This is a genomic window from Acinetobacter sp. NRRL B-65365 (genome assembly GCF_001605865.1).
Classification (GTDB): domain Bacteria; phylum Pseudomonadota; class Gammaproteobacteria; order Pseudomonadales; family Moraxellaceae; genus Acinetobacter; species Acinetobacter vivianii.
The window spans coordinates 1-25512 of record NZ_LRPD01000011.1; the positions used below are offsets into that span (position 1 = coordinate 1).

Annotated in this window: 32 protein-coding genes; 1 reads left to right on the plus strand and 31 read right to left on the minus strand. The window is 41.9% G+C overall.

From position 1 onward, the window contains the following. Positions 1-145 precede the first annotated feature (145 nt). Entirely contained in the window at positions 146-736 is a 591-nt protein-coding gene (locus AWW72_RS06710) for an undecaprenyl-diphosphatase (RefSeq protein WP_062846820.1), read from the plus strand. A 468-nt stretch (positions 737-1204) separates the two neighbouring features. Here the strand turns inward: AWW72_RS06710 and AWW72_RS06715 are convergent, their stop codons facing one another. The 31 genes from AWW72_RS06715 to AWW72_RS06865 form a co-directional block, all read right to left on the minus strand. Continuing rightward, the gene (locus AWW72_RS06715) at positions 1205-1765 is read right to left on the minus strand and encodes a lysozyme (RefSeq protein WP_062846821.1); all 561 of its coding nucleotides are present in this window, start codon (positions 1763-1765) and stop codon (positions 1205-1207) included. Positions 1766-1806: 41 nt separating this feature from the next. Beyond that, a complete protein-coding gene (locus tag AWW72_RS06720) occupies positions 1807-2049 on the minus strand; it encodes a hypothetical protein (RefSeq protein ID WP_062846822.1) in 243 nt (80 codons plus the stop codon). Between the two features lie 107 nt (positions 2050-2156). After that, positions 2157-2369 carry a hypothetical protein gene (locus AWW72_RS06725; RefSeq protein ID WP_062846823.1) on the minus strand — a complete coding sequence of 71 codons (213 nt, stop codon included), beginning with the start codon at positions 2367-2369 and terminating at the stop codon, positions 2157-2159. Beyond that, positions 2359-2643, minus strand: a complete 285-nt coding sequence (locus AWW72_RS06730) for a holin (protein WP_062846860.1) — start codon at positions 2641-2643, stop codon at positions 2359-2361. Before AWW72_RS06730 ends, AWW72_RS06725 begins: the two co-directional genes overlap by 11 nt. 67 nt (positions 2644-2710) lie before the next feature. Beyond that, positions 2711-6139 carry a host specificity factor TipJ family phage tail protein gene (locus AWW72_RS06735; protein ID WP_062846824.1) on the minus strand — a complete coding sequence of 1143 codons (3429 nt, stop codon included), beginning with the start codon at positions 6137-6139 and terminating at the stop codon, positions 2711-2713. Further along, positions 6132-6494, minus strand: a complete 363-nt coding sequence (locus AWW72_RS06740; RefSeq protein WP_062846825.1) for a hypothetical protein — start codon at positions 6492-6494, stop codon at positions 6132-6134. Before AWW72_RS06740 ends, AWW72_RS06735 begins: the two co-directional genes overlap by 8 nt. Further along, complete coding sequence (locus AWW72_RS06745) at positions 6491-6997, minus strand: DUF1833 family protein (RefSeq protein WP_062846826.1); 507 nt, start codon at positions 6995-6997, stop codon at positions 6491-6493. Before AWW72_RS06745 ends, AWW72_RS06740 begins: the two co-directional genes overlap by 4 nt. Continuing rightward, positions 6997-7395, minus strand: a complete 399-nt coding sequence (locus tag AWW72_RS06750; RefSeq protein ID WP_062846827.1) for a hypothetical protein — start codon at positions 7393-7395, stop codon at positions 6997-6999. Before AWW72_RS06750 ends, AWW72_RS06745 begins: the two co-directional genes overlap by 1 nt. Positions 7396-7439: 44 nt before the next feature. After that, complete coding sequence (locus AWW72_RS06755) at positions 7440-7655, minus strand: hypothetical protein (protein ID WP_062846828.1); 216 nt, start codon at positions 7653-7655, stop codon at positions 7440-7442. Between the two features lie 16 nt (positions 7656-7671). Beyond that, on the minus strand, positions 7672-7998 hold the full coding sequence (locus AWW72_RS06760) for a hypothetical protein (RefSeq protein WP_062846829.1): 327 nt from the start codon (positions 7996-7998) through the stop codon (positions 7672-7674). 155 nt (positions 7999-8153) lie between these two features. Beyond that, positions 8154-12683: a tape measure protein gene (locus AWW72_RS06765; RefSeq protein ID WP_062846830.1), complete on the minus strand. Its 4530-nt coding sequence runs from the start codon at positions 12681-12683 to the stop codon at positions 8154-8156. 107 nt (positions 12684-12790) lie between these two features. After that, positions 12791-13129: a hypothetical protein gene (locus tag AWW72_RS06770; RefSeq protein ID WP_062846831.1), complete on the minus strand. Its 339-nt coding sequence runs from the start codon at positions 13127-13129 to the stop codon at positions 12791-12793. A gap of 109 nt (positions 13130-13238) precedes the next feature. Further along, on the minus strand, positions 13239-13436 hold the full coding sequence (locus AWW72_RS06775; protein WP_062846832.1) for a hypothetical protein: 198 nt from the start codon (positions 13434-13436) through the stop codon (positions 13239-13241). Positions 13437-13786: 350 nt separating this feature from the next. After that, positions 13787-13954, minus strand: a complete 168-nt coding sequence (locus tag AWW72_RS19410; protein ID WP_171248561.1) for a hypothetical protein — start codon at positions 13952-13954, stop codon at positions 13787-13789. Positions 13955-14052: 98 nt separating this feature from the next. Beyond that, entirely contained in the window at positions 14053-14568 is a 516-nt protein-coding gene (locus AWW72_RS06780) for a phage-derived protein YdaY family protein (RefSeq protein WP_062846833.1), read from the minus strand. 88 nt (positions 14569-14656) lie between these two features. Continuing rightward, positions 14657-15574, minus strand: coding sequence for a phage tail tube protein (locus tag AWW72_RS06785; RefSeq protein ID WP_062846834.1), 918 nt, complete (start codon positions 15572-15574; stop codon positions 14657-14659). A gap of 52 nt (positions 15575-15626) precedes the next feature. Then, positions 15627-17066: a phage tail fiber protein gene (locus AWW72_RS19625; protein WP_062846835.1), complete on the minus strand. Its 1440-nt coding sequence runs from the start codon at positions 17064-17066 to the stop codon at positions 15627-15629. Between the two features lies 1 nt (position 17067). Continuing rightward, positions 17068-17421 carry a hypothetical protein gene (locus tag AWW72_RS06795; RefSeq protein ID WP_062846836.1) on the minus strand — a complete coding sequence of 118 codons (354 nt, stop codon included), beginning with the start codon at positions 17419-17421 and terminating at the stop codon, positions 17068-17070. A gap of 68 nt (positions 17422-17489) precedes the next feature. Beyond that, the gene (locus tag AWW72_RS06800) at positions 17490-17888 is read right to left on the minus strand and encodes a hypothetical protein (RefSeq protein ID WP_062846837.1); all 399 of its coding nucleotides are present in this window, start codon (positions 17886-17888) and stop codon (positions 17490-17492) included. Between the two features lies 1 nt (position 17889). Next, a complete protein-coding gene (locus AWW72_RS06805; RefSeq protein WP_062846838.1) occupies positions 17890-18258 on the minus strand; it encodes a hypothetical protein in 369 nt (122 codons plus the stop codon). Continuing rightward, positions 18230-18637: a hypothetical protein gene (locus AWW72_RS06810; protein WP_062846839.1), complete on the minus strand. Its 408-nt coding sequence runs from the start codon at positions 18635-18637 to the stop codon at positions 18230-18232. The genes AWW72_RS06805 and AWW72_RS06810 overlap by 29 nt, the downstream gene beginning before the upstream one ends. A gap of 9 nt (positions 18638-18646) precedes the next feature. After that, positions 18647-18817, minus strand: a complete 171-nt coding sequence (locus tag AWW72_RS19415; RefSeq protein WP_171254688.1) for a hypothetical protein — start codon at positions 18815-18817, stop codon at positions 18647-18649. Positions 18818-19158: 341 nt separating this feature from the next. Beyond that, positions 19159-19527, minus strand: coding sequence for a hypothetical protein (locus tag AWW72_RS06825; RefSeq protein ID WP_062846841.1), 369 nt, complete (start codon positions 19525-19527; stop codon positions 19159-19161). Continuing rightward, a complete protein-coding gene (locus tag AWW72_RS06830) occupies positions 19527-19907 on the minus strand; it encodes a hypothetical protein (RefSeq protein WP_062846842.1) in 381 nt (126 codons plus the stop codon). The genes AWW72_RS06825 and AWW72_RS06830 overlap by 1 nt, the downstream gene beginning before the upstream one ends. A gap of 3 nt (positions 19908-19910) precedes the next feature. Then, positions 19911-20288 (minus strand): HeH/LEM domain-containing protein, encoded by a 378-nt coding sequence (locus tag AWW72_RS06835; RefSeq protein WP_062846843.1) that lies wholly within the window; start codon positions 20286-20288, stop codon positions 19911-19913. A 45-nt stretch (positions 20289-20333) separates the two neighbouring features. Continuing rightward, positions 20334-21284 carry a major capsid protein gene (locus AWW72_RS06840; protein ID WP_062846844.1) on the minus strand — a complete coding sequence of 317 codons (951 nt, stop codon included), beginning with the start codon at positions 21282-21284 and terminating at the stop codon, positions 20334-20336. Between the two features lie 16 nt (positions 21285-21300). Next, positions 21301-22092, minus strand: a complete 792-nt coding sequence (locus tag AWW72_RS06845; RefSeq protein ID WP_062846845.1) for a hypothetical protein — start codon at positions 22090-22092, stop codon at positions 21301-21303. A 198-nt stretch (positions 22093-22290) separates the two neighbouring features. After that, positions 22291-22632: a hypothetical protein gene (locus tag AWW72_RS06850; RefSeq protein WP_249409153.1), complete on the minus strand. Its 342-nt coding sequence runs from the start codon at positions 22630-22632 to the stop codon at positions 22291-22293. A 175-nt stretch (positions 22633-22807) separates the two neighbouring features. After that, a complete protein-coding gene (locus tag AWW72_RS06855) occupies positions 22808-23023 on the minus strand; it encodes a hypothetical protein (RefSeq protein ID WP_062846846.1) in 216 nt (71 codons plus the stop codon). 20 nt (positions 23024-23043) lie between these two features. Then, a complete protein-coding gene (locus AWW72_RS06860; RefSeq protein WP_062846847.1) occupies positions 23044-24150 on the minus strand; it encodes a minor capsid protein in 1107 nt (368 codons plus the stop codon). Between the two features lie 9 nt (positions 24151-24159). Next, positions 24160-25500, minus strand: coding sequence for a DUF4055 domain-containing protein (locus AWW72_RS06865; RefSeq protein ID WP_062846848.1), 1341 nt, complete (start codon positions 25498-25500; stop codon positions 24160-24162). Positions 25501-25512 lie beyond the last annotated feature (12 nt).

The window sequence follows — 25512 nt, forward strand, 5'->3', positions numbered from 1 at the left end:
AAATCACAACTGATCAATAAGTCGCAGTAATTTGAAGAGAAAAAGCTTTTATTTCAGATCTGCAGTCTTAACAAAGTCATAGCAATTTGGCTCTAAAGTCATTAACAGAAATTGATATAATTTTGCCGTTTTTTAGGGAAATTATATGTTTTTAGAACAATTTAACTTAAGTTTATTTCATTCTTTAAATGCTTCAGATATCGCTACCGATTGGGCCATAAAAGCTGCTATATTCATTGCTAATGATTTGCTTTATATAGTTATTTTATTTTTTTTAATTTCATGGTTTAAAGGTAATTATGATGTTAAAAAACAGATCATTAAAGCAACGATTTTTACTTTATTAGCCTTTCTTATAGGAAAAATAATTTCCAGTTATTTCTACCATCCACGCCCTTTCGTTATGGGAGTGGGACGAACACTCATTGAGCATGCTCCGAGTGGTTCATTTCCAAGTAGCCATATGCTCTTTTTTAGTACTATTGCTTTCTCCTATTTATTTTGTAAAAAAAGTATAGGTTATCTATTCTTAGTTCTAGCTTGGTTAGTTGCTTTCTCGAGAATTTATCTTGGAGTTCATTTTCCTTTAGATATGATAGGTGCTTTTACAATTGCATTTTTACTCAACTTATTAGGAACCCCTCTCTGGGAAAAGTATGGAAAATATGCAACGACTTCAATCATAAATTTATATCACTTAATTTTTTCAAAAATAATGAAAGGTCGATATAACTGATGGTTTTTTAAAAATATAATTACCAATCTCTAAGATAACAAAGCCCTCTTCAAAGGGCTTTTAAACATATCCCAGCACGAATATTTTTATTAATTGTATTCGTAAGTCAGCGAAGTAAAATAGCGGCAAGAAAAAACTTGCCGCTATTTTTTACTCAAATAAATGTAAAGCAATAACACTCAAGATCAAATTTGAAGTTGATCTTTTGCAATTTATATGTAGAACCTCGGTTTCATTTTCTACCATAAATTTATACTCCTACACTTATGTAGCAATATAATTTTGTGCTTCTTCACTTGTAATCACTGTATTGTTCACGACAGTGTTTTGTAGCTAACGCTTTAAATTGGTTAAAACTCTAAAATGATTGCTCCTAAATAGCTTTTACACATATTCCTATATGAATATTGTTGTTAATCGTATGAGCTGTGCACCCGGTTAAAACGACAAAGCTAAATAATAAAAGGATTATTTTAAAAATAGTTCACGCTCCGTTTTACGTCTCCGGACCAGACCGTTGAGAACTTTTCCCTTTGACTTATCCCACACAAGAAACTGATCCGCAGCCCCTCGGTAATTCCCGGCATTAAGCATTTCTAATAGTGTTGAATTTTTAAATGCTGTCTCGCCGATGTTGTAAGTCAGACTCACCAGCGCATCGAATTGATTTTGTGAAAGCGGCACAGCCACAGATCCATTAACTGCACGCTCGAATCGGTTTAAATCATGCGCAAAGTAAGCTTTGGCCTGAGCTTCAGTACATTTATCCCCTTGTTTAACCCGAATACCAGTCGGGTAAACGGTGGTACCAAAACCGATAGTCCAGACATTAGCCGGGCAAAGGTACGCGGATAATTTTAAGTCTTCAAAACTTGTAATCAAATTAATCCCAACAGAACTTATTTTTTTATTCTGTTTTTTCTTGGGCTGGAACTCATCAATTACTTCGTTAAATCTATCAACCTGATGCTGGCTTAACGAGCCGCCAAGCAGCGCACGTGCTTCATTAAAAAAAGGTGTTCTATCCATTTTGATTTCCTTCTGGCAATAAAAAACCGCCTTGCGGCGGTCTAGGGTAGGTTTTCTATTCTATAGATGAGATAGCGCTCATCTATGACTTGGTTTAACTTGGGTTCTTTTAACTGATCTTGCAGCTTATCTGGTAGTAGGTCCTCACTTTCCAGATACAGCCATTTAGTATCTTGAGTAATTACAATTTGACCATTTTCACTGTAAAGTACTTTAGGATCCTTTACTGGTCTAATCTTAATCATCTCTCCCGTTGCATTATCTTGCAGGGTAATGATGGGCATTAAAAACTCCTTTATGAAGATTCATTGTACCGTTCATTGCAAAGACCAAATAAAAGAAAATGTAAGGATTAAAATTTAACTTAAAAATCCTTAATTTATCGTTGTGCTTAATTAGGATTATCTTTTTTCTTCTCCTGTTCAGAACTACCGAAATAGAAACCACAGGCTGTTGTCATTGCTCCAGCAATGAAACCTAAGGCTGTGTTGATCAGGTTGCTATTCTCTCGGGGCATGTCCACAAAAAATAAGGCAATCACCAATACAAACATCAACCCAACGAGTGCAAAGGCCAAATAAGCCCGAGTCTGTTCACTTGTCATCACAATCCCCTTTTAACCGTTCTTTCGTTTGTTCATATTGCTGCTTACGCAACTGGTGGATTTCATCGGCACGCTGGTTCTCTTTACGCTTGTAATAGAGATTTAAAATGAATGTTGCCATGGCCACTACAACACCAAGTACCGCCATCCAGTCAATTGAAGCCCACCAAGACACCACGCTCACCCCTGCACTTGTGTATGTTGTATAAGTAAATTTGGTTGCTGTCGCGGCTGCATTTGCTGCAGCCTCAACAGCCCCCTGCTTTTCTGTCATGTCGTTCTCCAGAATTTTTGACAATAAAAAAGCACCCGATTGGGTGCTTAAATAAGAATTAAAGCTGTTAAAGCGTTTGTAAAATTTGACCTCCATTAATCACTTCTAATGTCTGCAATGGGATACCAATAATGGCTGGGCCGCCTGGTCCTGCCAGCCCTTCAAGTGTTCCGTGATAATTCCAGTTCCATGTACCGGTATTAAGTGATTTGGTACCACGTTGGCCCCAACCGCCACCATTACCAGATAAAGGTGATGAATAATCACTATCCAGCTTTTGATAACCTCTGCCTGGAATATCTCTCTGGGCATCGGAAATCTTATTGGTCTGGTAGTTATTATTAAAATACCCTCTGAATTGCGGTACTTCACTAGATGTTGGGAGATAGCTCAGCGCCATACCAAATGGTGCACCGCCTCCACCACATGTACCCTGCATTGCATAGCTATATCGTGTACTACGTCCACTTGGGGTAGCTCCACCACCTGAGCCGCCACGCGCAACAATACCGCCATCGATGATCAGGTTTACTTTGCTGTGACGCACCAATAAGCCTGGTGCACCGATACTGCCGTCACGTCGGGTTTTCGTGAATGCATTCTCATAGTCATTCCCGTCATAAAAAGCTGCATGAGCAATGCCGCCATCACCACCACGTCCCACAATTGCACCTTTAATGGTGAGGTTCACCACCAGATCTGGTGGAAACTCTCCAGTATCAATGGCAGAGATTTCTGGCAGTTCAGGCACCACATATTTAATGGAAGCGAAATCCCGACTATGTTTATAAATAAGCTCTATGTACGGTCGAAAAGCACTTGAACTGCACACCAGTACACCGGGCTCAACCACAAAGTTAATGACTCCAGACACTGGCAACTCGCCACGCTGCATCTGATATAACCGTGCCAGATTGATATCAAGCTGGTCATAACGGATATAGATCGGCGTGTCGTCAATTGGTGTATCGGTATAATCCTTGTCGTTCATGTAATAGCGTTCATCGTAGTTGATGGCCGTGATTTTATTACTCGTCTTGCCTACAGGTTCCTTCTTGGCCACCAGATAAGGCAATGAGCCCTTGGTATCATCATTCACCACGATATAGGTCGTGTTGATGTAGTCCTCAGGATTGAGCTTGAGTGGACTGTTTGGTAAACGTCCTAACACGACTTTGTTAGGCGTGGTACCAGCAGTCACAGGAATCAGTTCCACGCTGCCATCACTCATCTGCAGATAAATCACATAGCTTTTGCCTGCGATAAACTCCACATCATGACTCAAGGTCAGGATTAAACCCTCTTGCTGAAGAACATCCCCGCTCCGGTGAACCCCATTACGATAATCAGCCACCGCAATCCGGTCACGTAGTACCAGCAACTCTGACTCAGATGCAGCATCGAAAGTAATCGATCGACGCTGGAAACGCATCTTGTTCCAGAGCCGGTACGCATTAAAGTGAGCTTGCCACTTGTTACGTACACCGACCGATTTCACCACTTTAGGATTCTTGGCGCTCTTGTCTGGCAGATAGATATTGATACGGCTATCGTCAGCAGGATCCGTATATTCATAGATCAGGCCGTCATAGTCATCCATCACACCAAAGCTAAGATCCCTTTGATAGGTTTCTGGATAAATATTCCTGAAGTTAAACAACAGTACCGAGTTATCCGTAGGTCGCTCAAAATACAGCTTGAGCTTGTTGTTCTGGCGATATGACGTACAAAATACAGCATCACAAAGATTAATCACCAATTCTTCAAATGATAAGTTTGAATCATCGATTGTTGTGCAGAACTCGGCAGCCAGCGGTGTACCAAAGTAATCCACTATTTCAAAGTAAGTCCGATAGATATTTTCGAGATCTAGCTCATCAACCGTACGGCGACCGATCTTGTCATCCAGTGCCATCGAGACCAGTGCATCGGCAAAACTTGAGGTTGGATAGAAATCCGTTGTCATAGCACCGTCTCTATAAGTCGGTAGCATCCGCTGCAGATCAAAGTTGATCTTGCGTGTCTTAACCGATAGAGCGCCTGTGGTGGCATAGGTTCTGGCACGAAAAACAGTTTCACTGTGGTACTGTGTGCTTTGTAATGGAAACGCACCATAGAGTGCCTGCCATTTCACCTCATCCATAACACTGGGCGCATTGATTGCTCCAGTGACACGACGTGCACGTACACTACAACGCCCCTGAAAGGTAGTCATATCCAGTGTGACACCCACTGTCTGACGTGACTTTGCAGATCCTTTCATGGTGATCCGCTGGTACATTGGATTGCCCAATGGTTCACCATTCACATTGACTGGAGTCACCTCTACCTCAATGGTAATGTTTACAGCACCTTGATTATTCCCTTCATAAATTGCATACAACCCATTGGATGCAACAAAGTTACACAGCACACGGCTACGTTCAACATTATCGAGAACAAAAGGCCCTATCCATTTCTCGCCTATCGATGCAATCCGTGGCGATAATTCAGCTGTTTTCTGGGTTGCGAGTTCCTTCAGGATCCACCAACCCGGATTGACTGCAGCTGGATTGGATAAGGTCATCCGGTCATCAGCAACCGACAAGACACTGTAAACTCCATCCAGATGATAAAACTGGTTATTGAACCAGAAACCGCTATTGGTGATTTCAACCCGATCATTACTGACAAACTTGGTCGTTAGATCCGTGAAATTTGATGCAGATCTTAAAATCTCATTGGGATAACCAAATCTAAGATGATTGGTACCTTCCAGTACCTGTGTATCTGCAGAGCGCAGGATCTGGCCATTGACCGAATTTTGTTGCTGCACAGATAAGGGTGGCGTAGTAATTTCACTACCAAGGAAAAAATAAGGATTGCCAGTAACAATATCGACATCAGGGCTATAGACCTCGATCGATGCACCAGCAATATCAACAATATTGGTTTCACCGTCATATGCACCATTGATGTGATAGTGGCCACGACCAATACAGCCGACAATATGCTCAACTTCAACATTGTTCTCGTACACCTTGTAAGGCACAGCCACCAGATCAGGTGTATCGTTTGCAGCGCCGAATAGATCCACAACACGGCCATTTACCCGCATCTTGTTCTCACGGCTTGAAAGCTCGTTATTTGCTGATGAGGACTGGTTGTTATTCTGAGTAGTCTGTGCGATCGACGGCGTTGGCATCAGCAACGCTACAGCGAGACCGACAACTAACGATACGACAGCAGCAACCAATGCGGGAATCCCCTTTGGATTCTCTATGACAATGAATGTGCCAAGAAGAAAGTCGAGCTGCTTCAAGTCATGAGCATTTTTCGGTGTGACCTCATTGGCCATCGAAATTTCAGCATGCTCCATATCACTCGGATTGTGAAAGATACGCAGGTGCTCAGGCATATACTCATATTTTGCTGTAAGCCATTGCCCTAAGGTTGAAGCGCGTTCTACAACCTTCTTTTCAGATAAAGGATCCTGTTTATAAATAATCTTAATCATAGTAACTGACCCGATTAAACCCCATTGCCATTACGACTTGTTCAGATAAATAAGACACACCGCTTTCCATCAGGTGCAAAACCTTACCCCCACGAAAAAGCCCCACATGCGGGGGCTTGTTTCTGAGTCTTGGGTGGAAGGCGACTATGCAGCCCTCCTTGGGCATGGGTAGCGGATTTAAGAGCTTTATTCTGGATGGCTTGAACTCAATACTGCCCTTGGGTTGCATGAACAGCTCCAATGCTTCCCCTCGATCTATACCATACAGATCCATTGCAGCTTCATGGGCAAAGTGAACACAGTTGTAGTTTTCCTGATCGTATTGTCGATCGAGTAAATGATCATGCCCTTTCATAACGCCCCCTTAAGACCGGTGAAGCGATCCAGCGAAAAGATGTCGCCAGTCTTGGCAGTATTCAGTCGCGGTGACTCAGCCTTGAATGTGACTGCCTTGTGGTCCATCGCTACGCCTGAGAGTTGCAGCCCAAGCAGGAAATACATCGGTGCATTGAGATTGTCCGAGCTGTAAAGCCGGTAATTTACTGTTGGCTTAATATCGGGATATTGCCCTTCCATCACCCGCTCAAACTCATCCGGCAGCACATCACCCAAGCCTGATATTGAAATCGTTAAGGACTGGTCCAGATCGCCCAACATGCCTGAGCGCTGGATCTCGGCAGGCAGATATTCATAGAACAGCTGGCTGTCATTCTCCTTGTGCCGGACATAAACACTCTGATCATCATTACGTACCACCCGATAGGTATTAATGAAAGACGGATGTGTCAGCTCGATACACTCCAGCTGATAAATGTCGACCGTACGATTTAGAAAGAACTTTGCGTATTCCTGATCCATCACACCACCCAATCTTTAATTAAAGCCTGATCAGCGGCCAAATCCTTCTGATTCTGTACAACCTCCAGCTGGGCATTGACCCGGTACAGATTGCCGTTGACCTCATTGGTTTTGAAAGTACCTGGCATGAAGTTGCAAAGGTATTGCTGACGTGTGCCTTGATCGATCACCAGATCCGCATAGAAGGATGCTGGCTGACTTTGATAAACCCGCCAGAAAGCCATCATCTTATTGAAGTCGGTTTTGCTTAAACTCCAGTTCACATCAACAATATGGCTATTACGCTTTACATCGATGTAGTAGCGGCCACGTCCACCATCAAACTGCTGGCGCTTCACATCATCACCTGGTGTCACGCCATAGCCGCTCGTTTGAGGATTAAGTTTTAACTTGTACATAACTTTCCTTCAGGCAATAAAAAAGCGCCTGACGGCGCTTTAAATTAAAGTTTTTGAATTCTAACTATATCAATTAAATGATTTCCAGTTATTGACTCAGAATGTTCATCTACAATTCTAATTTCTCCGTTGTTTTGAAGAACTTTAATTAGATGAATTACACTCTGCATTTCATTTAAATCAAAATCATTGCCAATCCACATTTCCTTTCCAGAATCCAGATTTTTAATTTCTTCTTCCAATATTACTAATTTGCTCATAAAAGCTCCCACAAGGTTAATTCACCCATTTCGGCAAACATTTATATTTCTTTAAATGTTTTTCTTCATAAAGCGAAACAACATCAAAATATCCCCATACAGCAATTACTAACGGAACAATGCCTTGTCCCCAAAGAATTAACTTTACATTTTGCTGGATGAGCTCTTGAAAGATATACATTCCCATAATGTTGAACTTATAAAGAAGAACTACAAATGGTTGATATAGTATTGCCGCCATTACCATCAAAAAAACGAAGAATATAGAACGCCATTTAAGGACTGGAAACTCGCTAAATGCATAAGTAACCCGACCTAATCGTCCCTCAAACCAATCAAGCATAAACCCCTCTTTTTAATATGTTTAAAACTAGAGATTAGCAAATAATCAATACAACTTAATACCGAATATAATTTAGACGACAATAGATGTCGTTTAATTTAATCATGTTTAACCTGACAGATAAGAAAGCCACCTCGAAAGGTGGCAACACATGGTTAACGATTGCGCCGTGCAGTCGTATTGGTTGAAATGGCCCGACTGATTGGCGAGCTAGGTTCCTTAATTTGATCACTGACGATCTTCGGCACCTCGCGTGGAAGCTCCTTTTTCAACTCATCTTTAACAATAAGCCGGACTGTACTCTCATCCAGTTGCTCTGCTTCGACAGTTGCTCCTTTCACCTGGTTCACTACTTCAATTTTAAAGTTGATCGTAGGCGCTGTTGGTTGAACTGAAGCCATGGCCTCAGCCTGTGGCCGTGCAGATCTGCCCAGAGTGAAGTCATAGACATCCTCAAGATTAGACCGATCCTGAACTAAACCATTCGGTGAGAAATACACTTTGCCATCGTGGTACAGATCCGAACCAGTAGAGATCTTTGGAGTCTCTGCAGTCTGATTCGCCTTATAGATAATCTGTCCATCTCCAGATTGATTGAAGATGTTTGAATTCTTCTGGCTTTCCATAAAGGCATTAGAGCTCATCATTGCACGGCGCATAATATTGTCAGCTGAAACGTTGTTGTTATTGAGGAGTGCTTCAGGGTTCGCACTCTTACGCATACTCTCAACTAAATTGACACCGCCCCAACGTTTAATATCATCCTGTGACCATACGATCTCGCCCTTATGGACAGATCCAGCAACCTCGTATTTACCACCCTTACCGGTATAACCACCTTCAGCAAAGCCTTGATCCTTGATTGCACGGATATTGCTAATAATGCTGGCACCTTGAGCAATCGCACCTGCAATTAATGGCAAGTTTTGAGGGAAACCAATTTTCGCCGCCTGAGCAATATTCTGTTGAATCGCAATACCTGCTGCAGCAATGGCATAGGCTTTATCAGCAGCAAACATGATCTTATAGGCTTTGGATTGTTCACCAAACATAGAACCGAACATCGATGTTACTGAACCAATCATTTGCCCACCGAGAGCAATTTGAGCATTCAATCTATCTTGTTGGTACTTATCTTCAATCGCCTGAGCATTCTGAGAATATTCATCGTAGATGATATTCCGTTGCTCAAGAGCGGCCTGCATGATTGCGGTTTTCTGATCCTCAAAGTCTTGCTGTGATAAAAGACCGGTTTGGAGTTTGGAATTGATATCCTCAATACCACTCTGCTCATTGTAATCAACCGCTGCTGACTTACTATCAAACAGATCCTGAGCTGCACCAAGGCGGCTAAAACGATCCTGATCCTGTCTAAAGAAATCACTGGTACCATTCATGTCGGCCTGAATACCGCCCCAGTTGTCGACAGCTCCAGTAATCTTGTCACGCATCTCCTTTTCCTGTGTGGCTTTGGAGAACGTAATCTGTTTTTGGCGCTCTTCGATGCTGAGCTTGGTATTTTTTAAAATTTCCTCCCGTTCTAATCGATACCGTTCCTGCATAGCTTCAGTTTCAGACAACAAGGCTAATTTAGCCTGGAACAATCGCTGTTCTTGTGCCAGTTGCATCAAACCCAGCTCTTGCTGATATTGTTGCTCCAGCAGTTCAACAGCCTGTTTCTGTTCAGCCTTGCTGAGTTCAATATCATGGGCAGCATTGAACTTTTTACGGGCAAAGCTTTCTTCAAGCAACTCAGCTTCAGTTTTTTGGAACTCCTTGTAATCATCCAGTTTGGTTCGTAAAGCCTGTTGAGCGATTGCAATATCAATATCAGCACGAGCTTTAAGTTCGGCAACAATCTCCGCTTTACGTTCAGGACTAAAGTTGGCTTTATCAACCTCCTCTAATTTTTGAGCCAGATCATTACGAATCCTGGTTTGCTGATCAGCAACTTCATTCTCAAGTTGAACCCTTAAACGTGCCTGCTCTTCGGCCATTTTTGTGCCATCTTGAAGCATCTTAGAAAAATCTTTTGATGAAATATCACCAGCTGAATATCCATTGATGCCTGCCATATAGCCCTGAAAGTCTTTCCAGTATTGATTGTTATATTTACCAATACCTTTACCTTTCTGAACGTTGCCCTCACCAGCATGGTAAGCACGTACAGCCTTCTCAAGATCACCTTTAAACAGTTTGAGAAGGTAAGACATATACTTACCCGCACCTTCAGCAGACTGGGCCAGATCAGTTCGATCTTCAACACCGTATTGTTTAGCAGTACCAGATAAGAACTGGAAACCACCTGTTGCACCAGTGTCTTTGTTATATGCTTTGGCATTCCCTCTGGATTCGATCATGTGAATCGCAGATAGTGTGCCTGCTGGCAGACTGTATTTAGATTCGATATTAGAAAAACCAAACTTTGCGGCATTGGCCTGAACCTTGGCATTTACAGAGAGAATCTTCTGTTGCTTAGATAGCTCGTCTGTCGTTTCCTTGAGTGCTTTATTTTTGGCCTCTATAACCTGGTTATTTTTCTCCTCAATGGCTTGAACTCTCAACGCTGCCTGATACATCTCAGTGGTAATCTGCACACCATTTTTTCGTGCCCAGTTTGCCAGTTCTAACAATGCCTTTACTTGAGCTGGAGTGTAGTTCTTGGCAAGTAATCTTTGTGATAGTTGGGCATCAAAATCACGATCAAATAATGAATCTGCATATTTCTTTTGAGCATCTTTTGCAGCCAAAGCAGCCTTTTCATTTTCAGTTAATGACTTGGTATTTTTATCAAGTCCGACGATCGCATTTTCAGCTTTATTGCCTGCAAGTGTTACTTCAATCCCAAATAAACTGTATGTTTTTTTGGTCTTATTGGCAGTTTCAGCAGCCTCATCATAGACTTTAACTTGATTGAGTAATGCATCTCTTAGATCTGAAGGGATTTTCTGATCCTTCAGTTGCTCTATCGCTTCCGTATATGAAATGGTACCAAGTCGAGCCTTATTTGAAATATCGGTAACTTTGACATTACCCACTGCATAGTTCTGAATGGCAATTAATGCTGATGCGACCGCTTGCTCTTGTTGCTTCAACTTCTTGTTTTGATCTTCAAGTGTTGCTGCCAGATCATCAAGCTTCTCTTTACGCTGCTCCTCAGTCAGGGCCTTAATTTCATCTTTAGTTAACTTTGCAGCCTCCGCTTGCTCTTTTAACTTTGCCGTTGCCTCCTCAGCCTTACCATTGAAATACGAGTAAGCTGCAGTCAAACCAGCGACACCTAAGGTAATTGCACCTATTGGTCCACCAATTAAGGCAAATGCTCCACTTGCCAATCTCCCAGCATTGATAGATACAGCAGCTAATCGTCCTTGAGCTGCTGTTTGAGCATTCGTAGCAGCAGTGACAGCAGCTTGTGCCTGAGCATATCGTGCTGCGGCAGCTGTCGCGCCGTATTTGGCCTGTGCTTCTGCATTGGTCGCTTGAACATTAGCAAGATGCGCTTTTGCCGCGTTAAGCGTTGCCGTTGCTTCTGTAACCTCGGCCTGAGCATTGGCAATAGATGCCTGTCGACTGCGGATTGTTGAAATAACTCCAGTGTCAGTAGCAACAGTTTTTGCAATAATGATCTTTGTTAAATATGCAAGACCGCCTGCCGCTGCTGCACTCATCACAATATCAATATTATCGGCTAATAAGCCCAAGCTTGCAGCTGCAGTATTGGTTGCTCCAGTAACCTTATTGATTTCACCGAGCTTCTTTGTAACAGCATTGGATAAAGTGGTAATTCCATCTTTCCAACTATTATCCATTGAATCAGCCAAGTCTTGATTCTGATCCCTTGTAGCTTTAAGTGTCTTGATCAGATCTTCTAAAGAGATTTTACCAGTCGCTCCCAGCTCTCTAATCTGAACCTCAGTTTTTCCTGTGGTTTTAGCCACATCTGCAATAATATTATCGGCAGCAGTGACAATTGAAATCCATGCATCAGCATCAATTTTGCCTTTGGCCATTGATTTAGAAAATGCATCAATTGCTGATTGCGCCTGATCCGCACGTGCCGCATTTGCCGTAAATGAAAAGGATAGTGAGTCAGAAACATCCAAGGTATCATTCGTGGCGTAACCTAGGGCTTTCATCCCACCAGCTAAACCTAAATAGACCTCTTGCGCTTCACCTAAGGCACGGTAAGTGCTTTTTGTAGATGCATATAAACGATTCTGAACAAGATCAAACTCAGCAGCACTATCAGTTGCGTTACGAATACGTTCAGCCATTTGAGTTGCGCCATCAGCTCTGGTAATTGCTTCATTTACAGTTACCAATCCCACCATGAAACCAGCCAAGGCCTTGATCGATGTTCCATAGGAGTGAATCGACTTTTCCTGCTTATCCAGCTCCTGCGATGTATTTTTAATTTCCTGTGAAAACTTTTGATTCTGCTGAGTCGCCTGCTTGGTAACTTCAACCGTTTTTTGCACAGAAGAGCTGGCATTATTCACTGTTGTATTGAAGTTCTGAACAATGTTATTGGTAACAGAAAACTGCTTGCCCATATCTTTTGTAGATTGTGATGCTGAATCGCCACGCTCAGTAATTCTAGACATTTCATCAGCCAAGGCTTTAGCGTTGCGTTCAGCATTTTGTGAGTCAATTACAATGACTAAGCGGGATTCTTGTGTCATGGTTACTTTCCTTCAGGCAATAAAAAACCGCCTTAAAGCGGTTATTAATCAGATATAAAAAAACCCGCTTTCGCGGGTTTTAATTTCAAAATATTCTATCGAAAAATTTATCTTGCTTTGGATACAGAGTAATTTCCCTCATAAAAATTTCCTTGTGTTCCTGTTTCCTTGTACTCACAACTTAAAGCTACAGGATGAGTTAGTTTATTATTTTTATTGTTAATCAAATATGTTGCTCCAAAAACGATACGTGGTGTATCTTCTGCTAAATCCCATGGCATCCCCTTGCCATTATGCCATTGTTTATTGGGGAATTTAGAATCCAACCAGTTGATACATTGTTTCATTGTTGGAAACTTTTTAGTTTCTTGTTTTTCAATTCGTGATTCAGCGCTTACAGTAAATGCAAACAATAAAGATATAACACCAATAATAATTTTATTCATAAAAACATCCTCTAAAGCAGGTGTAATTTAACAAACGATTAAAATAAAGTCATTAAAAAACCCGCACACGGCGGGTTCATTCATATCAAATAATCTTGTGCGGAATACTTTAATTTTCTGATAATTGCTTTATAAATCGTGTAGCCTCTTCTTCATTCATCGTGATTACCTGGTAAGAACCATGACCACTTGCAGAAGGCACAGTATCAATCGTAATCCTTACCATTCCGTCAGGTGATGTAAACGTAGAAACAGCAACGATATGTGCTGGATTAATAAAGTTTTCGGAATCTATTTTGATTAGCATGATTATCAATCCTTTTTATTTATAATTTTTATACCAAATCAACTGTAACTCTTGTTAATTCCGTTGTAATTCAATTGTTTCAATGATGATTAGAATGTAGCTAAAGTTTTCTTACATTGAAATATAAGTACTAAAAAACCACCCGAAGGTGGCATGCAATCAAAGAGGATTGATAAAATAGAAATACAAAATAAGAACTACCAGCAAAATACAGGCTAGAGTTAGATAGAACCCAATCGTATTAAAGCTTTTTAAGAATTTAACAATATCCATATTTTTCAACCCCTTAAAACTTACGTGAATTATCACATATTTTAGCGAAAATAGTGATTCAAATCACGATAAAAGCATCATTTAGCCCGACCACTGTCACTTTTGGCCTTCACCTTTTTATAGGCTTCTTCCAGAAAAAGATCGTCCAAAGCAAAGATGCAGTCGTTAAATATATGTGGACCAACGGGCACATCATTATGCTCGGCATAAACATTGATGGCCTGCTGGTCTATTGATAACGGCATACCCTGCTCATATCGTCTGGATCTGCAAATCGTGCTGAAGGCAAGTAGAATTGATTCAGCCGCATAGGATGATTCTGGTGGTTCAGGAATATGACCGCCTAAGAATTTGATTTGTTCAATTTCGTGCGGCGTTTTCGACGCATAGGTTTTTTGGTACTTGTAGAGCTCAATGACTTTCCCAGAATAACGGCCTTGTCCTTATCCGCATTTTCCTGAATCTTCTGAGCTTCAGTTTTAATGAATAACCAGATGGCCACACCGATGTCACCAAGGTTAAATAGCTTGGATGCGTTCTCGGCTGTATATGGCATATCAGTCTCAACCGTTTTACCGTTCACTACCTCAGCGAAGAATACGCCCTTCCAGTCTTCAATCAGATGCGCAGCACAGGCATCCATCAATAACTCATGATAAAGCTTGTCAGCTGGATCTATGGCCATAACGTCATAGCCTTTGGACGTGATCTGATTCCCAGCACGTTCGATCGCGACCTGAAACGGTTTATAGGCAATACCACGGATCTTGAATTCAGCCTGAACCTCTCCTTCAGCATTTTTGAACTGGCACCATTTAGATGCCTCTGAACTTTGTACAATACCGACTTTTAACGCCATAACGACCTCTGAAATTTAAGCAATAAAAAAAGCCCATGACACTGCACAGGCTTGGTTTTAATTAGATGAATACTTGTGTACGCGCTTATTACAACAACGCACGTACAATGGTTGGGCTGGTACGTACCTGGGCAAAGTTGATATCTACCGTGATAATGTCATCACCACCGCCGTCTGGATGATTGGCTTCCATGACTTCCAGCTGAGGAAAATTCAAAGAGTACTTGCTGCCTTTGTTGTCCGTGATATCGAATCCCAAGGTAAACACGTCACGGGTTTTGATTGCATCAATCCATGCGGCAGATGTCGCCGAGAACATGAAATTACCGTTTACACCAATATCCATCATTTTCTCTAAGTAGAACTCTGGCGTGTATTTACCAGATCCAATACAACGGATTGCCTCAAGGTTGTTATTAAAGTTAATGGTGAGTGTCTGCAAACAAGCCTTACCTTGAATCGACTGACCATTGATCAGTAATTTTTCAACATTTGGCATGCTGACCACTGGACGGCTTGAAGCTGGTACCGGATTGGTCACTGGATTGACTTGCTGACGGGTAAAAAAGCTACCGACCAGACCAAAGTTACCTGTGATCTTTCCTGTGGTCTGAATGGTGATTTCACCCGTGTTGACCTGTACACCACGATAGATAAATACCTGGCTAACATCTTCATAGACTTTTACCAAGGTTAGAGACTTACGTACGCCACCGCCAAAACTTAACGAATTAGCGGCCCAGTTATTAAAGGCCAGCACACTCAGGAATAAGTCAAAGGTCCCAAGTGATAATTCAAATTCCAGTTGGCCAGTCACCTCAGCTTCAGTAACTGATGCACCTTGACGAAAACGTGAATCCACCACTTCATTGCTTTGTTCAGTAGAAACGTTTTCTGATAATCCATCTGATACACGGCGAACGGTGTACCACACTGGATTTGCTGGAGTTGTACCGAGTACTGCTTCTTCACAAGCATATAACCGGATTTTTGCGCCTGAACTCATTTATTGTTCTCCAAAATTTAGGCATTAAAAAACCCGCTGTTTAAGCGGGTTGTTAAAGTGATTCGTTAGAAGGTTCGTTCTGGATCTCTGGTGGCTCTAAGCCTTCCATAGCAGCTGCTACGGCTTGCGCTAAATTTGTAGGCTGAAACTCTACTGGTGGTTTAGTATCAGCTGGATCAAACTCAGGTTCATTATCTAAATCTGGTTCGTATTCTGGTGCTGGCAGACTGTTTAAGCGAATACTGATAAACCGTCCTTCAGGGATATCCATTGGATTATCCAGATCAGAAACAATCGAAGCAGTCTCAAAATCAAATTTTTTCTTGTAGGTTTTAATGGAGATATCGCCATTTTCTAATGTCTCATATTCCACACTTACAAGAATGTTTCCTTTAGCATCCTTTGGAACTTCGATATACCAGCCTTCCTCTGCAAATCCTGTAGTTCCTTGCAAGAGATAGCAACCTACATCATTACGGAAAAATTTAATATCTTGCTCTTTGGCTTCACTGTTTGGCTCAATTGATTCAGCATAAAGATCAACGACAGGTGAAGCTGCTTTAATAAAACCATTTGAATCAGTTTGAGTATTCATCGAATGAAGAATTTCCATCACTTGAGCAGCTGCTACCTGTTCATCTGGGGAAAGTGTAGTATTTGGAATAGAGACGATAAGAGCACGCCTTGAATGAGTCAAAGAACTGGTCGATCCAATATACATGGCTCGATATGAATTACCGACTTTTACCCCCCAGCCACCCCCATATCCAACGGCAGCTGTCGAGCCTTTAGAAATAAAACCACATTGTTGATCATTATCGACCGCTATTGTTGTGGCATATGCTCCACCAAAATTTAGAGCGTTACCTCCTAATCCAAAATCACCTACTCTTAAAACACGCCCTTGAGTACTGTCTCTATTTGAATTTGTTAAATCACCACTAGCTGCAGTTCCAATTATTATTGGTGAGGCTGCTGTGACACAGTATCGCCAAGGTGTGTAATTATTATCTGAAGCTGCAGTTCTCACAGCAAAGTCAGAAAAGCTTCCATAAGAATATGCAATCTGTAACCGGCCACCCCCAGTCGAAAAAGTACCTTTCGTTTCTAAATAGAATAAACTAGCTTGCAACCCCGTAGGTCTATTCGCTATATCACCAATGGTTCTGGGAAGTAATACTCGGGTACCAGTAGGCACTTCATTAAGATCTGCAAATGGAGATGGGGGCGGATTTGCTCCAGTACCAGACCAATAGACATCAACTGGATTAAAATGAGCAGCTTTAAAAGCATCTTTCGCCACAGGAACATTATTACCTTCTGCACCAAGATTTGCTTTTGCTGCTGTACCCGCACCTTGTACTTGCGAAATATCAGGTGTCAGATTTGGAATGCCTGAGGCAAATGGCAATGTGAATTGGCGCTTACCCTGGCCTGTATTGTAGGGAAAAGGTCGGTGATCCCAGTTAAATTTAAAAATAAGATTTGCCATATTAAGCCGTCACTCCATCAATGATCTGAAACGTTAAAGTTTCAGTATGTTGAATTACGCCGCCTACCACCGCTTTAATATCCATATGTACTAGTCCCAATGGCCATGCTGCTGTGCTGGTACCTGACTTCACATTCAACCAGCCCTTTTGATTCGTCTGGTTTAAGGCGGTACAGGTTAAGGTGGCAACAGCAGCACCGTCACTCAAAGCTTTCACCTGAGATGTAAAAGCATAACCGGTTAGGTTAATCGCACGACGTACATCATCCGGTGGAAATTGCAGAGCCTCGTCCATATCGACAAGCTGCAGATTCAGGTTAAAGGTGTCACCGCGCTTAAAAACAAAATTGCTCATAAGTGATTCCTATAGACATAAAAAAACCACCGATGAGGTGGTAAGGGGTTAAAAATATTTAAACTGGTTTAATTGATTTTATAGCCGATCGTTACGTTGTACTGGATGAAATCGCTATCCTTGCCAGCATTGATTGCTTGTCCTTGCAAACACTCAAGATGCTCAATACTGAAATACTCGAAATGAGCGAGCAATGCATCACTGAGCTCAGTAATTGTTTTCTCTCCAGTATGCAGTCGGTCAAAGCATTGAATGATGATATTGCCGGTTCGCCGTGTACAAGGCTTGTCAGCAATACCTGAAATAAAGCTTGATCCACCCACAATCGTTAAACGACACCACACGCCAATTTCAGGCACTTTAAATTCTGGCGCATTGGGATACTGGATTCGCACTTGATCGATACCAGTGAAGCCCTGCATGCGAGCAATGATGGCTTGTCTTGCCTGCTCTAATGTCATTGCCATTTTAGCCACCGTACTTTTGAGAGATAAAGTTAAACGTGGTGCTATAGATTCCCTGTGGCGCTTGATCAGACCAACCATTTTCCAGACGTTCTGCATAAGGTAAATTGTTCTGGATATAAACCAGATTACCCAGCTTGATTTTAACGGCTTGGATTGCAGCATCCTGATTGGCATTTACCTCAGGTTCACGAACACCCATGTCAACAGATCCAATAGAGACTATGTGAGAAGCACGATAAGTGCCTGTGTCGACTGGACTGGAAACAACCAAGGATTGAACGGTATCCATAACGATATTTTTTACATGCGCTTCTGAATCACTGACAACCTGCACGGCGAATTCAGTCGGCTTTTTGCCCTTCCATGCCATCCTTCACCTCACTTGCTTCATACATCTCAAAAAGATCTTGAGCGATCGCTTGAATTGAATAGGCTTCAAATTCAGTACTTGGTTCACGCTCACCCATAAGTTTTTTAACTCGCTGCCAGATGTGCACCGCTTCATGCAAAAGCAGCCCATATACTTCAATGAGAACTCGCCCTGAGGTATCGCCAAGTTGAACGACCGCATAAGTCCCTTCCTGATAATAATCAACTTGTGCAGCTGCTCCCTCGATTGAGAGAAACTGATCAGACTCTTGCATGTCATCAAATAACAGATCCATATGAAGTTGATTGCGGGCCAGCGTATATTGGATATGCTGAAATGGTGACATATACCATTCAGGCACATAGTTTGTATTTACCATGGATCCTCACTAACTTGGCAAAGGCGTTTCATAGTTCTCACGCCCATCAAATGAATAGTGAATAAAAATGCCATCCTTAAAATCGGGATGGCATTCGCAGTGGAAAAGTGTGTGTGGTTTCAGATCATCATCAGGTACCACCTGAACACTGTCGTGAAATTTATAAACTGTCCAAGTCATTTTTCCTCCAATAAAAAACCCACCGAAGTGGGTTTCATTCATTTCAATTCAAAGCAAGTAGGCTCATCAGATAACTGAATTCTGAGTCCATGATATTTACGATCATTATCACTTAATAAATTATTCATAAAGTAATCAGATTTATTGGCATAAATTTCATATTTCAGGTCCATTAATGTAGCTTCACCAATTAAGAGTATAGTTGGTGATCTCCCATTAACTTCCTCAAATTGATCTGATAGTAGTTTAAACCGTCTATAAATTGGAGCCTTAACCATTAGAATATCCATTAAAAATAATATAGATAGTAATCAATAACTCCTATCTAATTCAAATTTCATTTACACCTTTCTCAACTGACATTTCCAGATTGTTTCAGCTGGATCCTGTTGAATATGCATGACTCGAAACTTACCCAGTGGTGTAAACCACTCATCATCAATTTGCGGTGTCATGGTTACTTCCTTCTGCAGAACAACCGCCTTTTTATCGGTGGCCAAGACTCCAAGCATCTGGATCTCGTATTGATTGTATGAACCAAATAGCACTCCACGGCCAGAATAGTTCTCTTTAATCGTTTTATGCGTTTCGGTCAGAGGATCCCAATCAGATTTGATGATCCGCTCACACGAAAAGGATTGAACGGCATCGGCCAAATCTTCATTAAACGCCTCAGCAATGTCTGCCTGCAGCTCGTCCCGTAAACCCATTAGATCCTCCGGATAAAGAAGACTGAAGAACGCTTGTTAAATGGCTTAATCAGATCCAGAATGTATTGCTCAGTTGCATTCAGCTTTACTGATCCATCCTGATATTCCTTTTCTGATTCCACCGTATCAGCCTTAACCTTTTTACGTTTTAAGGCCTGTTCCTGTCCTTGGTACAGCTCACCTTTCATGATGCCCTTAATGATTTCGTATGAAGCCAACTTTAATGCCTTAGGCACTAATGTTACATCTTCATAAGGTTTCACATTTCGGGCGATCAGATAGACTTCGGATTTTTGCAAATAATCAGCCTTATCACTGGCAGATAAAGCATCAAAGCCTTGTACATGTTCAATCGCTTCTTGTTCAGTGATAAAGCTCATGGATTATTCCTTTGACTCTTGTGGGATAAGTGCAAGCAAGTCGTCTTTACGGGTAACGCCGTCAAATGAAATGCCTTTTTCGGTCAATACAGCTTTGATTTCATCAACCTTGAGTGATGAATAATCAACAGGCTTATCCTGTTCCTGATCATCACCAGTCTGCTGATCATTTTGCGGCTGGTTATCACCTACACCCGTTGGATTCTGATCACCTGCACTTGCACCTGCTTCCAGCTCAGCAATACGCGCCTTCATTGCATCAGGATCATTTTTGAATGCAATAAACTCACCTTTCACGCCTGCTAGTTGTTCTTCAAGTTCGTTCACTTTTTCTTGTGTCATTTGTCGTTCCCGTGCTCGGTTAAATGATGAAAGTCCCATGTAAGGATCTCCAAAAAAATTAAGGCGGGATTACCCGCCTTTTCGTTATTTGACCTTATGTTTGAATGCCACAATACGAATCTGCTTTGGATCGTATACGCGCTCCCAGTTACTTTCTGTCGAAAGACCGCCATTGTTCGGTGCAATACCCATTGCTCCAGCCCATTTAATACCACGAGGATGCAGTACAAAGTGACGGCGGTTAATTAGAATGTCGGAACCAGCCAAGCTGTCACGATCTGTTTCCACGCCTACTGGTGCACCGATATCCTGGAAGCCAATTGCACCTTGGCCAAACAGGAATGAAGTAAATACATCACCTTCAACTGGCATACCATCATCAACAATGACACGGCGATCCATAAAAGTTTTATAAAGCACAACACCATCTGCATCACGTACAGTTTCAATCAGACCTTGTTTCGCCAATGCAGCCATCGTTGCTGAGTGCATAGCAATTGCAGTTAATTTATCAACAGCATCACCCAACTTATAAGACGCATCGATAAAAGAAACTCCGTCAATCACCGCAGCAGCGCCTGCACCCGCTGAAATATCGTGGATATTACTGGCCATACTGTCAGAACCAAACACACCTTTAAGCGTATTCACTGTAAAGCCCTGAAATTCACGAGCCCAATAATCTGCAACAAGATCACCAATCGCACCCAATGGATCATCACCAGACAATGCCTTGGCTAAGTCATTGGCACCCCATGCTTTACCACGGGCATGTAAAATCGCAATATCCTGACCTGCTGCAATGTTATTTACAGTTAAAGCACGACTATCTGAAAGAACTTCAGACTCACCATCCAGATCATTCCAGAATGGGATATTTACGGTAGAACCACCTTGAGTACCAAATGCCACTTCAACATCCAGCTCACCGACAATGCCTGACTGCCATAAAGCAGACTTCTGGGTAGTTTTGTTTAGAACATACTGAGTGAATAATTCTGGAACGATTACATCAGCAATTTTTGTTTCAGCCATTTGGCCTTCTCCTTAATTAAAGTTTAATACCGTGTTTTGCAGCAAGTTCTTTGGCTAACTGCGGATTTTCATTTCGTAATTGGGCTAATTTAGTAAGGTTTACTGAACCATCAGCTTTGGTGATGTCGACTTGAGCTTTGGTATTAGTACTGCCAGGTGAACCCGATCCATTTGCTTTTGGCCAAAAGTAAGGTTTTTGCTCACGCAAGGTTTCAACCCATTCCTTTGGTGATAATGGCGTCTTGCCATCTTTACCAATGATGACATCGCCGTTCGTATCAACTGCGATGGCCTTACCATCGTCATCAAGTACAAATTTAGACTGGGCTAGGAATGCGATATCAACAGTTGCTTCTGGTAATGCTTCAAGTTCAAGAGCAGCCTGTACAATCTGGCTTTGAACCACGGATTGTTTAAACTTATTGGCATAGGCTTCAGCCTTATCCGCACGTTCTTTTTCAGCAGTCAATAATTTGTCATGTTGTTCACGCATCTTCTCGGTACGCTTCTGGATGACTTCACCCACCTTGCCCTCAGCAATTAACTTTGCATCTTCATCAAGCTCCAGTTGGGCAAATAACTTTTTAACGGTTTCAGGGTCAATCCCTTCGAACTGTTTCTGTAGGCGTTGTAATTCGCATTGTGCTGTCTTAGCGGCATCACGTTCGCTTTGTAGTGCAGACTTCAAACCTTTGGGATCTTCGTAGCCTTCAAGGTCAAGGCGAAATTTCCCGTTCTCCTCAACATACAAACCACGATGTTCTTCTTTGATCTGGTCCAGTGAATCCACAATAAATGTCAATGACATGTTCAAACCTCTCGTTTGATTAAGTTGAGCCTTATCTCAAGGCAATAAAAAACCGCCCGAAGGCGGTACGTAAGGAGTTGTGATTATTTCAGCGCAAAAAAGCCGACATTGTTAAAGTCGGCTTCGCATAGAAAAATAGTGAATGTTGTTTAATAAGATATAAGCTGAACTTCTAAACCATTCATAGGATGAATAACCCTAATCATAAATATGCCTTAACGGGTCCTCTTCTTCATTTGAACTAGCATATTCTCTAGATCTAGCAAGTTCTTGTTCTTTCATTTCACGTTCGAATCTTTCTGTCTCAAGTCTAGCATTCTCATTGTCAATTGCACGCTGCTGATCTCTCTTGGTTTTCTCCGCTGCCTCTTGTTGCAATTTTACTTGTTGCTCTACTTCCATCTCAGCCATTTTTTGCGTGTGTTGTTGAAATTGCTCTTGCTTCTCTAGCTCCCTATTCAACCTATCGTGATTAGATTTCCATATAACCCCAAACATGAATATAAAACTTATACCCAGAATAATGTACGTTTTATTCATTAGCTAATGTCATTCCCCAGATAACAAAAACGAATCTTTGTAAAATCAAATAAGTACTTTGATTTACGTCGTTGGGATTATAGCGATAGAGAATTAAAATTTAGAAAAAACAGATGAATGGAGATATTAAAGCTGAGCTAACAGCAAATAAAGATCACCATTTTCATTTAAAACATTAATCAGATTCTTGCGTTTTGACTGTCACGCTCGTAAACACATATCTATCAGGCCTATCAATCTCAGACACATCAGTAAAATTCAGGTAAATATCACGAATATTTACCCCTGTTTCGATTTCAAACTTATTGACCAATTCTGCAATCTGACTAGTTAAAGCCTTTTCTAATTCTTCCTTGCGCGTCCTGCATTCGCAAATTGATACCTTTAACATAGTAACTACCTCTACGTTTGTTAAATTCCAAGCTCCTTAAATTTTAGCCCATCTAGTTTCCTAAGATGTTCCAGTGTGTAAAGCTCACCCTCAGGATCAAAGAACTTATCAAAATCAAACTTACCTTCCTTATAGAGCTTAAAGCGCTTAGGCCCTAGCCATTCCTTTTGAAAGAAATCATCTGTTTTTTTGAAAAACTCTTTGAATTTTGTATTGGCATCAATCTGGCCGATCAACTGCTCGCGTTCATCTTTTGGAATGTCCTTAACTTTGCGCTCATCCATCACAAAAGGACGCTCACCGATTAACAGACCATCTTTATCAACTGGTACAAGAATTGATCTACAGTTTGGATGAAGTGGAGGTATACGTATTTCAGGATCACCAATTTTCCAGACCTTGCCATCCAGAAACGCACAGAGCTTTGTTGTTCGACCGTCTAACGTAGCCACCAGCTTTACGTATTCAAAACCGAGCTGCTTAAAACTTTCTAAATACGCCTGATTCGCTACATGGCTGCGTACTGTTCTCACCGTACGCTCGATATCAGACTTACTGGCATTTAGAATGCCATCATCATAATTCTGGCGCTTGGTACCACGGATCCGCTGGATTATTTCCTGATTGGTTTTGCCGCTGCTGATCCCGTCGCGAATCGCATATTCAACTTTCTGCCGAGCACTTGTAGCAATTTTGGAAAGCAACTCATCAACCAATGCACCGCCAATTAACGGCGTTTTCTTCGCTGAAGAATAAAGCTTATTTCCGTTTGGCTTTTTGATCTTGCCCCCGTACAGCTTGGCCGTATATTTCGCTTCATATACGGCAAGTGCTGTAGCGGAAACAGCAAATACTTCAGGAATAGAAGTACTTAAACTGGTGAACCACTGTGAAATGAGATCACGGATCTCTTTTAGGTTGATTGTAGTGTATTGGCCACCAGCTAAGGCCACCTTCTCAGCATCACTTAACTCATCCAGCAGATCCCGAAGCTTAGACAGCATCTGTTCTGATTCAGAATTAAATAACCTGGTTAATTCATTCACCGATTGAGATGAGACTCTATATAAATAAGCTTGGTGCTGAGTCAGTACCTCAATCAGATTTTTATGATCATTTGAAGCCATTTAGCCCCCTTATAACGGCAGGCTATCCCGCTCTTCTTCAACACGTAGCAACTCATCCTGATAATCATGTGATGGCAATTTACCCGTAGCGATATATTCCCAATATGTTCTAAATGAGTTTTTACCTTGTAGTGCACCTTCAAAAAGCTGTTTGGCCAGATTGAGATCCGTTACTTGAACAACAAACTCAGGCTTAACAGTAAATGAGTATTTTGAAGGATCCAGCTTCAACCACTGAGCCGCATACTTAAGAGCTTGTTCAATAGCTTCAGCAGCACACATCACAATGCTGTGTAAGCTGGCATGCTGATCATCCTGACGTGCACGGCGGGCTTCACCTGATTCCTGAGCATTGGTATCAATCACTTTGGCACCAGCTTCAAGTGCTGCATTCTTTTGGGCATCCATTTCCTTCTTGGTCATATCAATCCCATCACCCGAAATTTCTAAATATCCGCAGGTTGAATCCTTTGGTAGATCCCAAACGGCCATGACTCCAGTCACACTAATATCGGTTCCTTCATCTAAACCACTAATCCAAGGTTGAGGATGCGCTGTATGGTGCAAGGACTGGTAATAATCCGCACTCAATTGGTAATACTTCAAAGCAGCTTTGGCCATGGTTAATAGTGGTACCGATCCGACATGCGGTGAATTGTCTGTGGTACCGCAGAATACAAACGGCGTAAAAGAAAGCTGGTTACCGCCTAGATCTGGCGTTTTATCTTCAGGTAAAGCCCCATCAAATAACCGAACCGTTAAAGCACCATCCTGCATAGATAAGACACGGTGCACAATTTTGGTTTCGTGGCCAAACTCATCTTCGCTATTATCAAACTGCTCCTCGAGCACCAACAGCTTGAGATCCTTACGGCCACCAATGCTGTTCTCTTTCCAGTTAATGATTGATAACGCGTCATACATTGCAAAGTAAGGTACGCCGTCACCATCTACGTCCACCAATAAGCCACAGCGCCCACATTCCAGTAGTTCTACACATACGCGGATAAACAGCTGCTTAAGCCCAAAACCGTCATTGGTTGCGTTATTGATCAGCCCTTTAAGCAAAGAACTTTCAATCACGATATCTGGCTCAAGTTTGGAGACTAGACCAATCATGGTCCGTAATGAATCCTGAACCCATAATGGATACTGAGCTCGGTTCACATAAGCCTTATAGATCTCACCTGTAGTATCACCCTGCTTCTCAGCCTCGATCATGCCCGCTGATTTAGGCAAATAACGAATAGTCGCCTGCTTGATCTGTTCTTCACCAGCAATGGCATCACGCATCATCTGCCAGCTTTTTTGTGCAGCAATATACTGCGGATGTTTATCAGTAACTGCCATAAAAACACCATA

Excerpts from the sequence above, each read along its gene's own strand:
- AWW72_RS06735 (WP_062846824.1), bottom strand. The coding sequence starts at position 6,139 with ATGATTAAGATTATTTATAAACAGGATCCTTTATCTGAAAAGAAGGTT.
- AWW72_RS06775 (WP_062846832.1), bottom strand. The coding sequence starts at position 13,436 with ATGCTAATCAAAATAGATTCCGAAAACTTTATTAATCCAGCACATATC.
- AWW72_RS06835 (WP_062846843.1), bottom strand. The coding sequence starts at position 20,288 with ATGGGACTTTCATCATTTAACCGAGCACGGGAACGACAAATGACACAA.
- AWW72_RS06720 (WP_062846822.1), bottom strand. The coding sequence starts at position 2,049 with ATGCCCATCATTACCCTGCAAGATAATGCAACGGGAGAGATGATTAAG.
- AWW72_RS06840 (WP_062846844.1), bottom strand. The coding sequence starts at position 21,284 with ATGGCTGAAACAAAAATTGCTGATGTAATCGTTCCAGAATTATTCACT.
- AWW72_RS06730 (WP_062846860.1), bottom strand. The coding sequence starts at position 2,643 with ATGACAGAAAAGCAGGGGGCTGTTGAGGCTGCAGCAAATGCAGCCGCG.
- AWW72_RS06800 (WP_062846837.1), bottom strand. The coding sequence starts at position 17,888 with ATGGCAATGACATTAGAGCAGGCAAGACAAGCCATCATTGCTCGCATG.
- AWW72_RS06710 (WP_062846820.1), top strand. The coding sequence starts at position 146 with ATGTTTTTAGAACAATTTAACTTAAGTTTATTTCATTCTTTAAATGCT.
- AWW72_RS06860 (WP_062846847.1), bottom strand. The coding sequence starts at position 24,150 with ATGGCTTCAAATGATCATAAAAATCTGATTGAGGTACTGACTCAGCAC.
- AWW72_RS19415 (WP_171254688.1), bottom strand. The coding sequence starts at position 18,817 with ATGACTTGGACAGTTTATAAATTTCACGACAGTGTTCAGGTGGTACCT.
- AWW72_RS06805 (WP_062846838.1), bottom strand. The coding sequence starts at position 18,258 with ATGGCATGGAAGGGCAAAAAGCCGACTGAATTCGCCGTGCAGGTTGTC.
- AWW72_RS06770 (WP_062846831.1), bottom strand. The coding sequence starts at position 13,129 with ATGAATAAAATTATTATTGGTGTTATATCTTTATTGTTTGCATTTACT.
- AWW72_RS06745 (WP_062846826.1), bottom strand. The coding sequence starts at position 6,997 with ATGGATCAGGAATACGCAAAGTTCTTTCTAAATCGTACGGTCGACATT.
- AWW72_RS06780 (WP_062846833.1), bottom strand. The coding sequence starts at position 14,568 with ATGGCGTTAAAAGTCGGTATTGTACAAAGTTCAGAGGCATCTAAATGG.
- AWW72_RS19410 (WP_171248561.1), bottom strand. The coding sequence starts at position 13,954 with ATGCCGTTATCAATAGACCAGCAGGCCATCAATGTTTATGCCGAGCAT.
- AWW72_RS19625 (WP_062846835.1), bottom strand. The coding sequence starts at position 17,066 with ATGGCAAATCTTATTTTTAAATTTAACTGGGATCACCGACCTTTTCCC.
- AWW72_RS06750 (WP_062846827.1), bottom strand. The coding sequence starts at position 7,395 with ATGTACAAGTTAAAACTTAATCCTCAAACGAGCGGCTATGGCGTGACA.
- AWW72_RS06845 (WP_062846845.1), bottom strand. The coding sequence starts at position 22,092 with ATGTCATTGACATTTATTGTGGATTCACTGGACCAGATCAAAGAAGAA.
- AWW72_RS06740 (WP_062846825.1), bottom strand. The coding sequence starts at position 6,494 with ATGAAAGGGCATGATCATTTACTCGATCGACAATACGATCAGGAAAAC.
- AWW72_RS06765 (WP_062846830.1), bottom strand. The coding sequence starts at position 12,683 with ATGACACAAGAATCCCGCTTAGTCATTGTAATTGACTCACAAAATGCT.
- AWW72_RS06865 (WP_062846848.1), bottom strand. The coding sequence starts at position 25,500 with ATGGCAGTTACTGATAAACATCCGCAGTATATTGCTGCACAAAAAAGC.
- AWW72_RS06855 (WP_062846846.1), bottom strand. The coding sequence starts at position 23,023 with ATGTTAAAGGTATCAATTTGCGAATGCAGGACGCGCAAGGAAGAATTA.
- AWW72_RS06825 (WP_062846841.1), bottom strand. The coding sequence starts at position 19,527 with ATGGGTTTACGGGACGAGCTGCAGGCAGACATTGCTGAGGCGTTTAAT.
- AWW72_RS06725 (WP_062846823.1), bottom strand. The coding sequence starts at position 2,369 with ATGACAAGTGAACAGACTCGGGCTTATTTGGCCTTTGCACTCGTTGGG.
- AWW72_RS06795 (WP_062846836.1), bottom strand. The coding sequence starts at position 17,421 with ATGAGCAATTTTGTTTTTAAGCGCGGTGACACCTTTAACCTGAATCTG.
- AWW72_RS06810 (WP_062846839.1), bottom strand. The coding sequence starts at position 18,637 with ATGGTAAATACAAACTATGTGCCTGAATGGTATATGTCACCATTTCAG.
- AWW72_RS06785 (WP_062846834.1), bottom strand. The coding sequence starts at position 15,574 with ATGAGTTCAGGCGCAAAAATCCGGTTATATGCTTGTGAAGAAGCAGTA.
- AWW72_RS06850 (WP_249409153.1), bottom strand. The coding sequence starts at position 22,632 with ATGAATAAAACGTACATTATTCTGGGTATAAGTTTTATATTCATGTTT.
- AWW72_RS06755 (WP_062846828.1), bottom strand. The coding sequence starts at position 7,655 with ATGAGCAAATTAGTAATATTGGAAGAAGAAATTAAAAATCTGGATTCT.
- AWW72_RS06830 (WP_062846842.1), bottom strand. The coding sequence starts at position 19,907 with ATGAGCTTTATCACTGAACAAGAAGCGATTGAACATGTACAAGGCTTT.
- AWW72_RS06715 (WP_062846821.1), bottom strand. The coding sequence starts at position 1,765 with ATGGATAGAACACCTTTTTTTAATGAAGCACGTGCGCTGCTTGGCGGC.
- AWW72_RS06760 (WP_062846829.1), bottom strand. The coding sequence starts at position 7,998 with ATGCTTGATTGGTTTGAGGGACGATTAGGTCGGGTTACTTATGCATTT.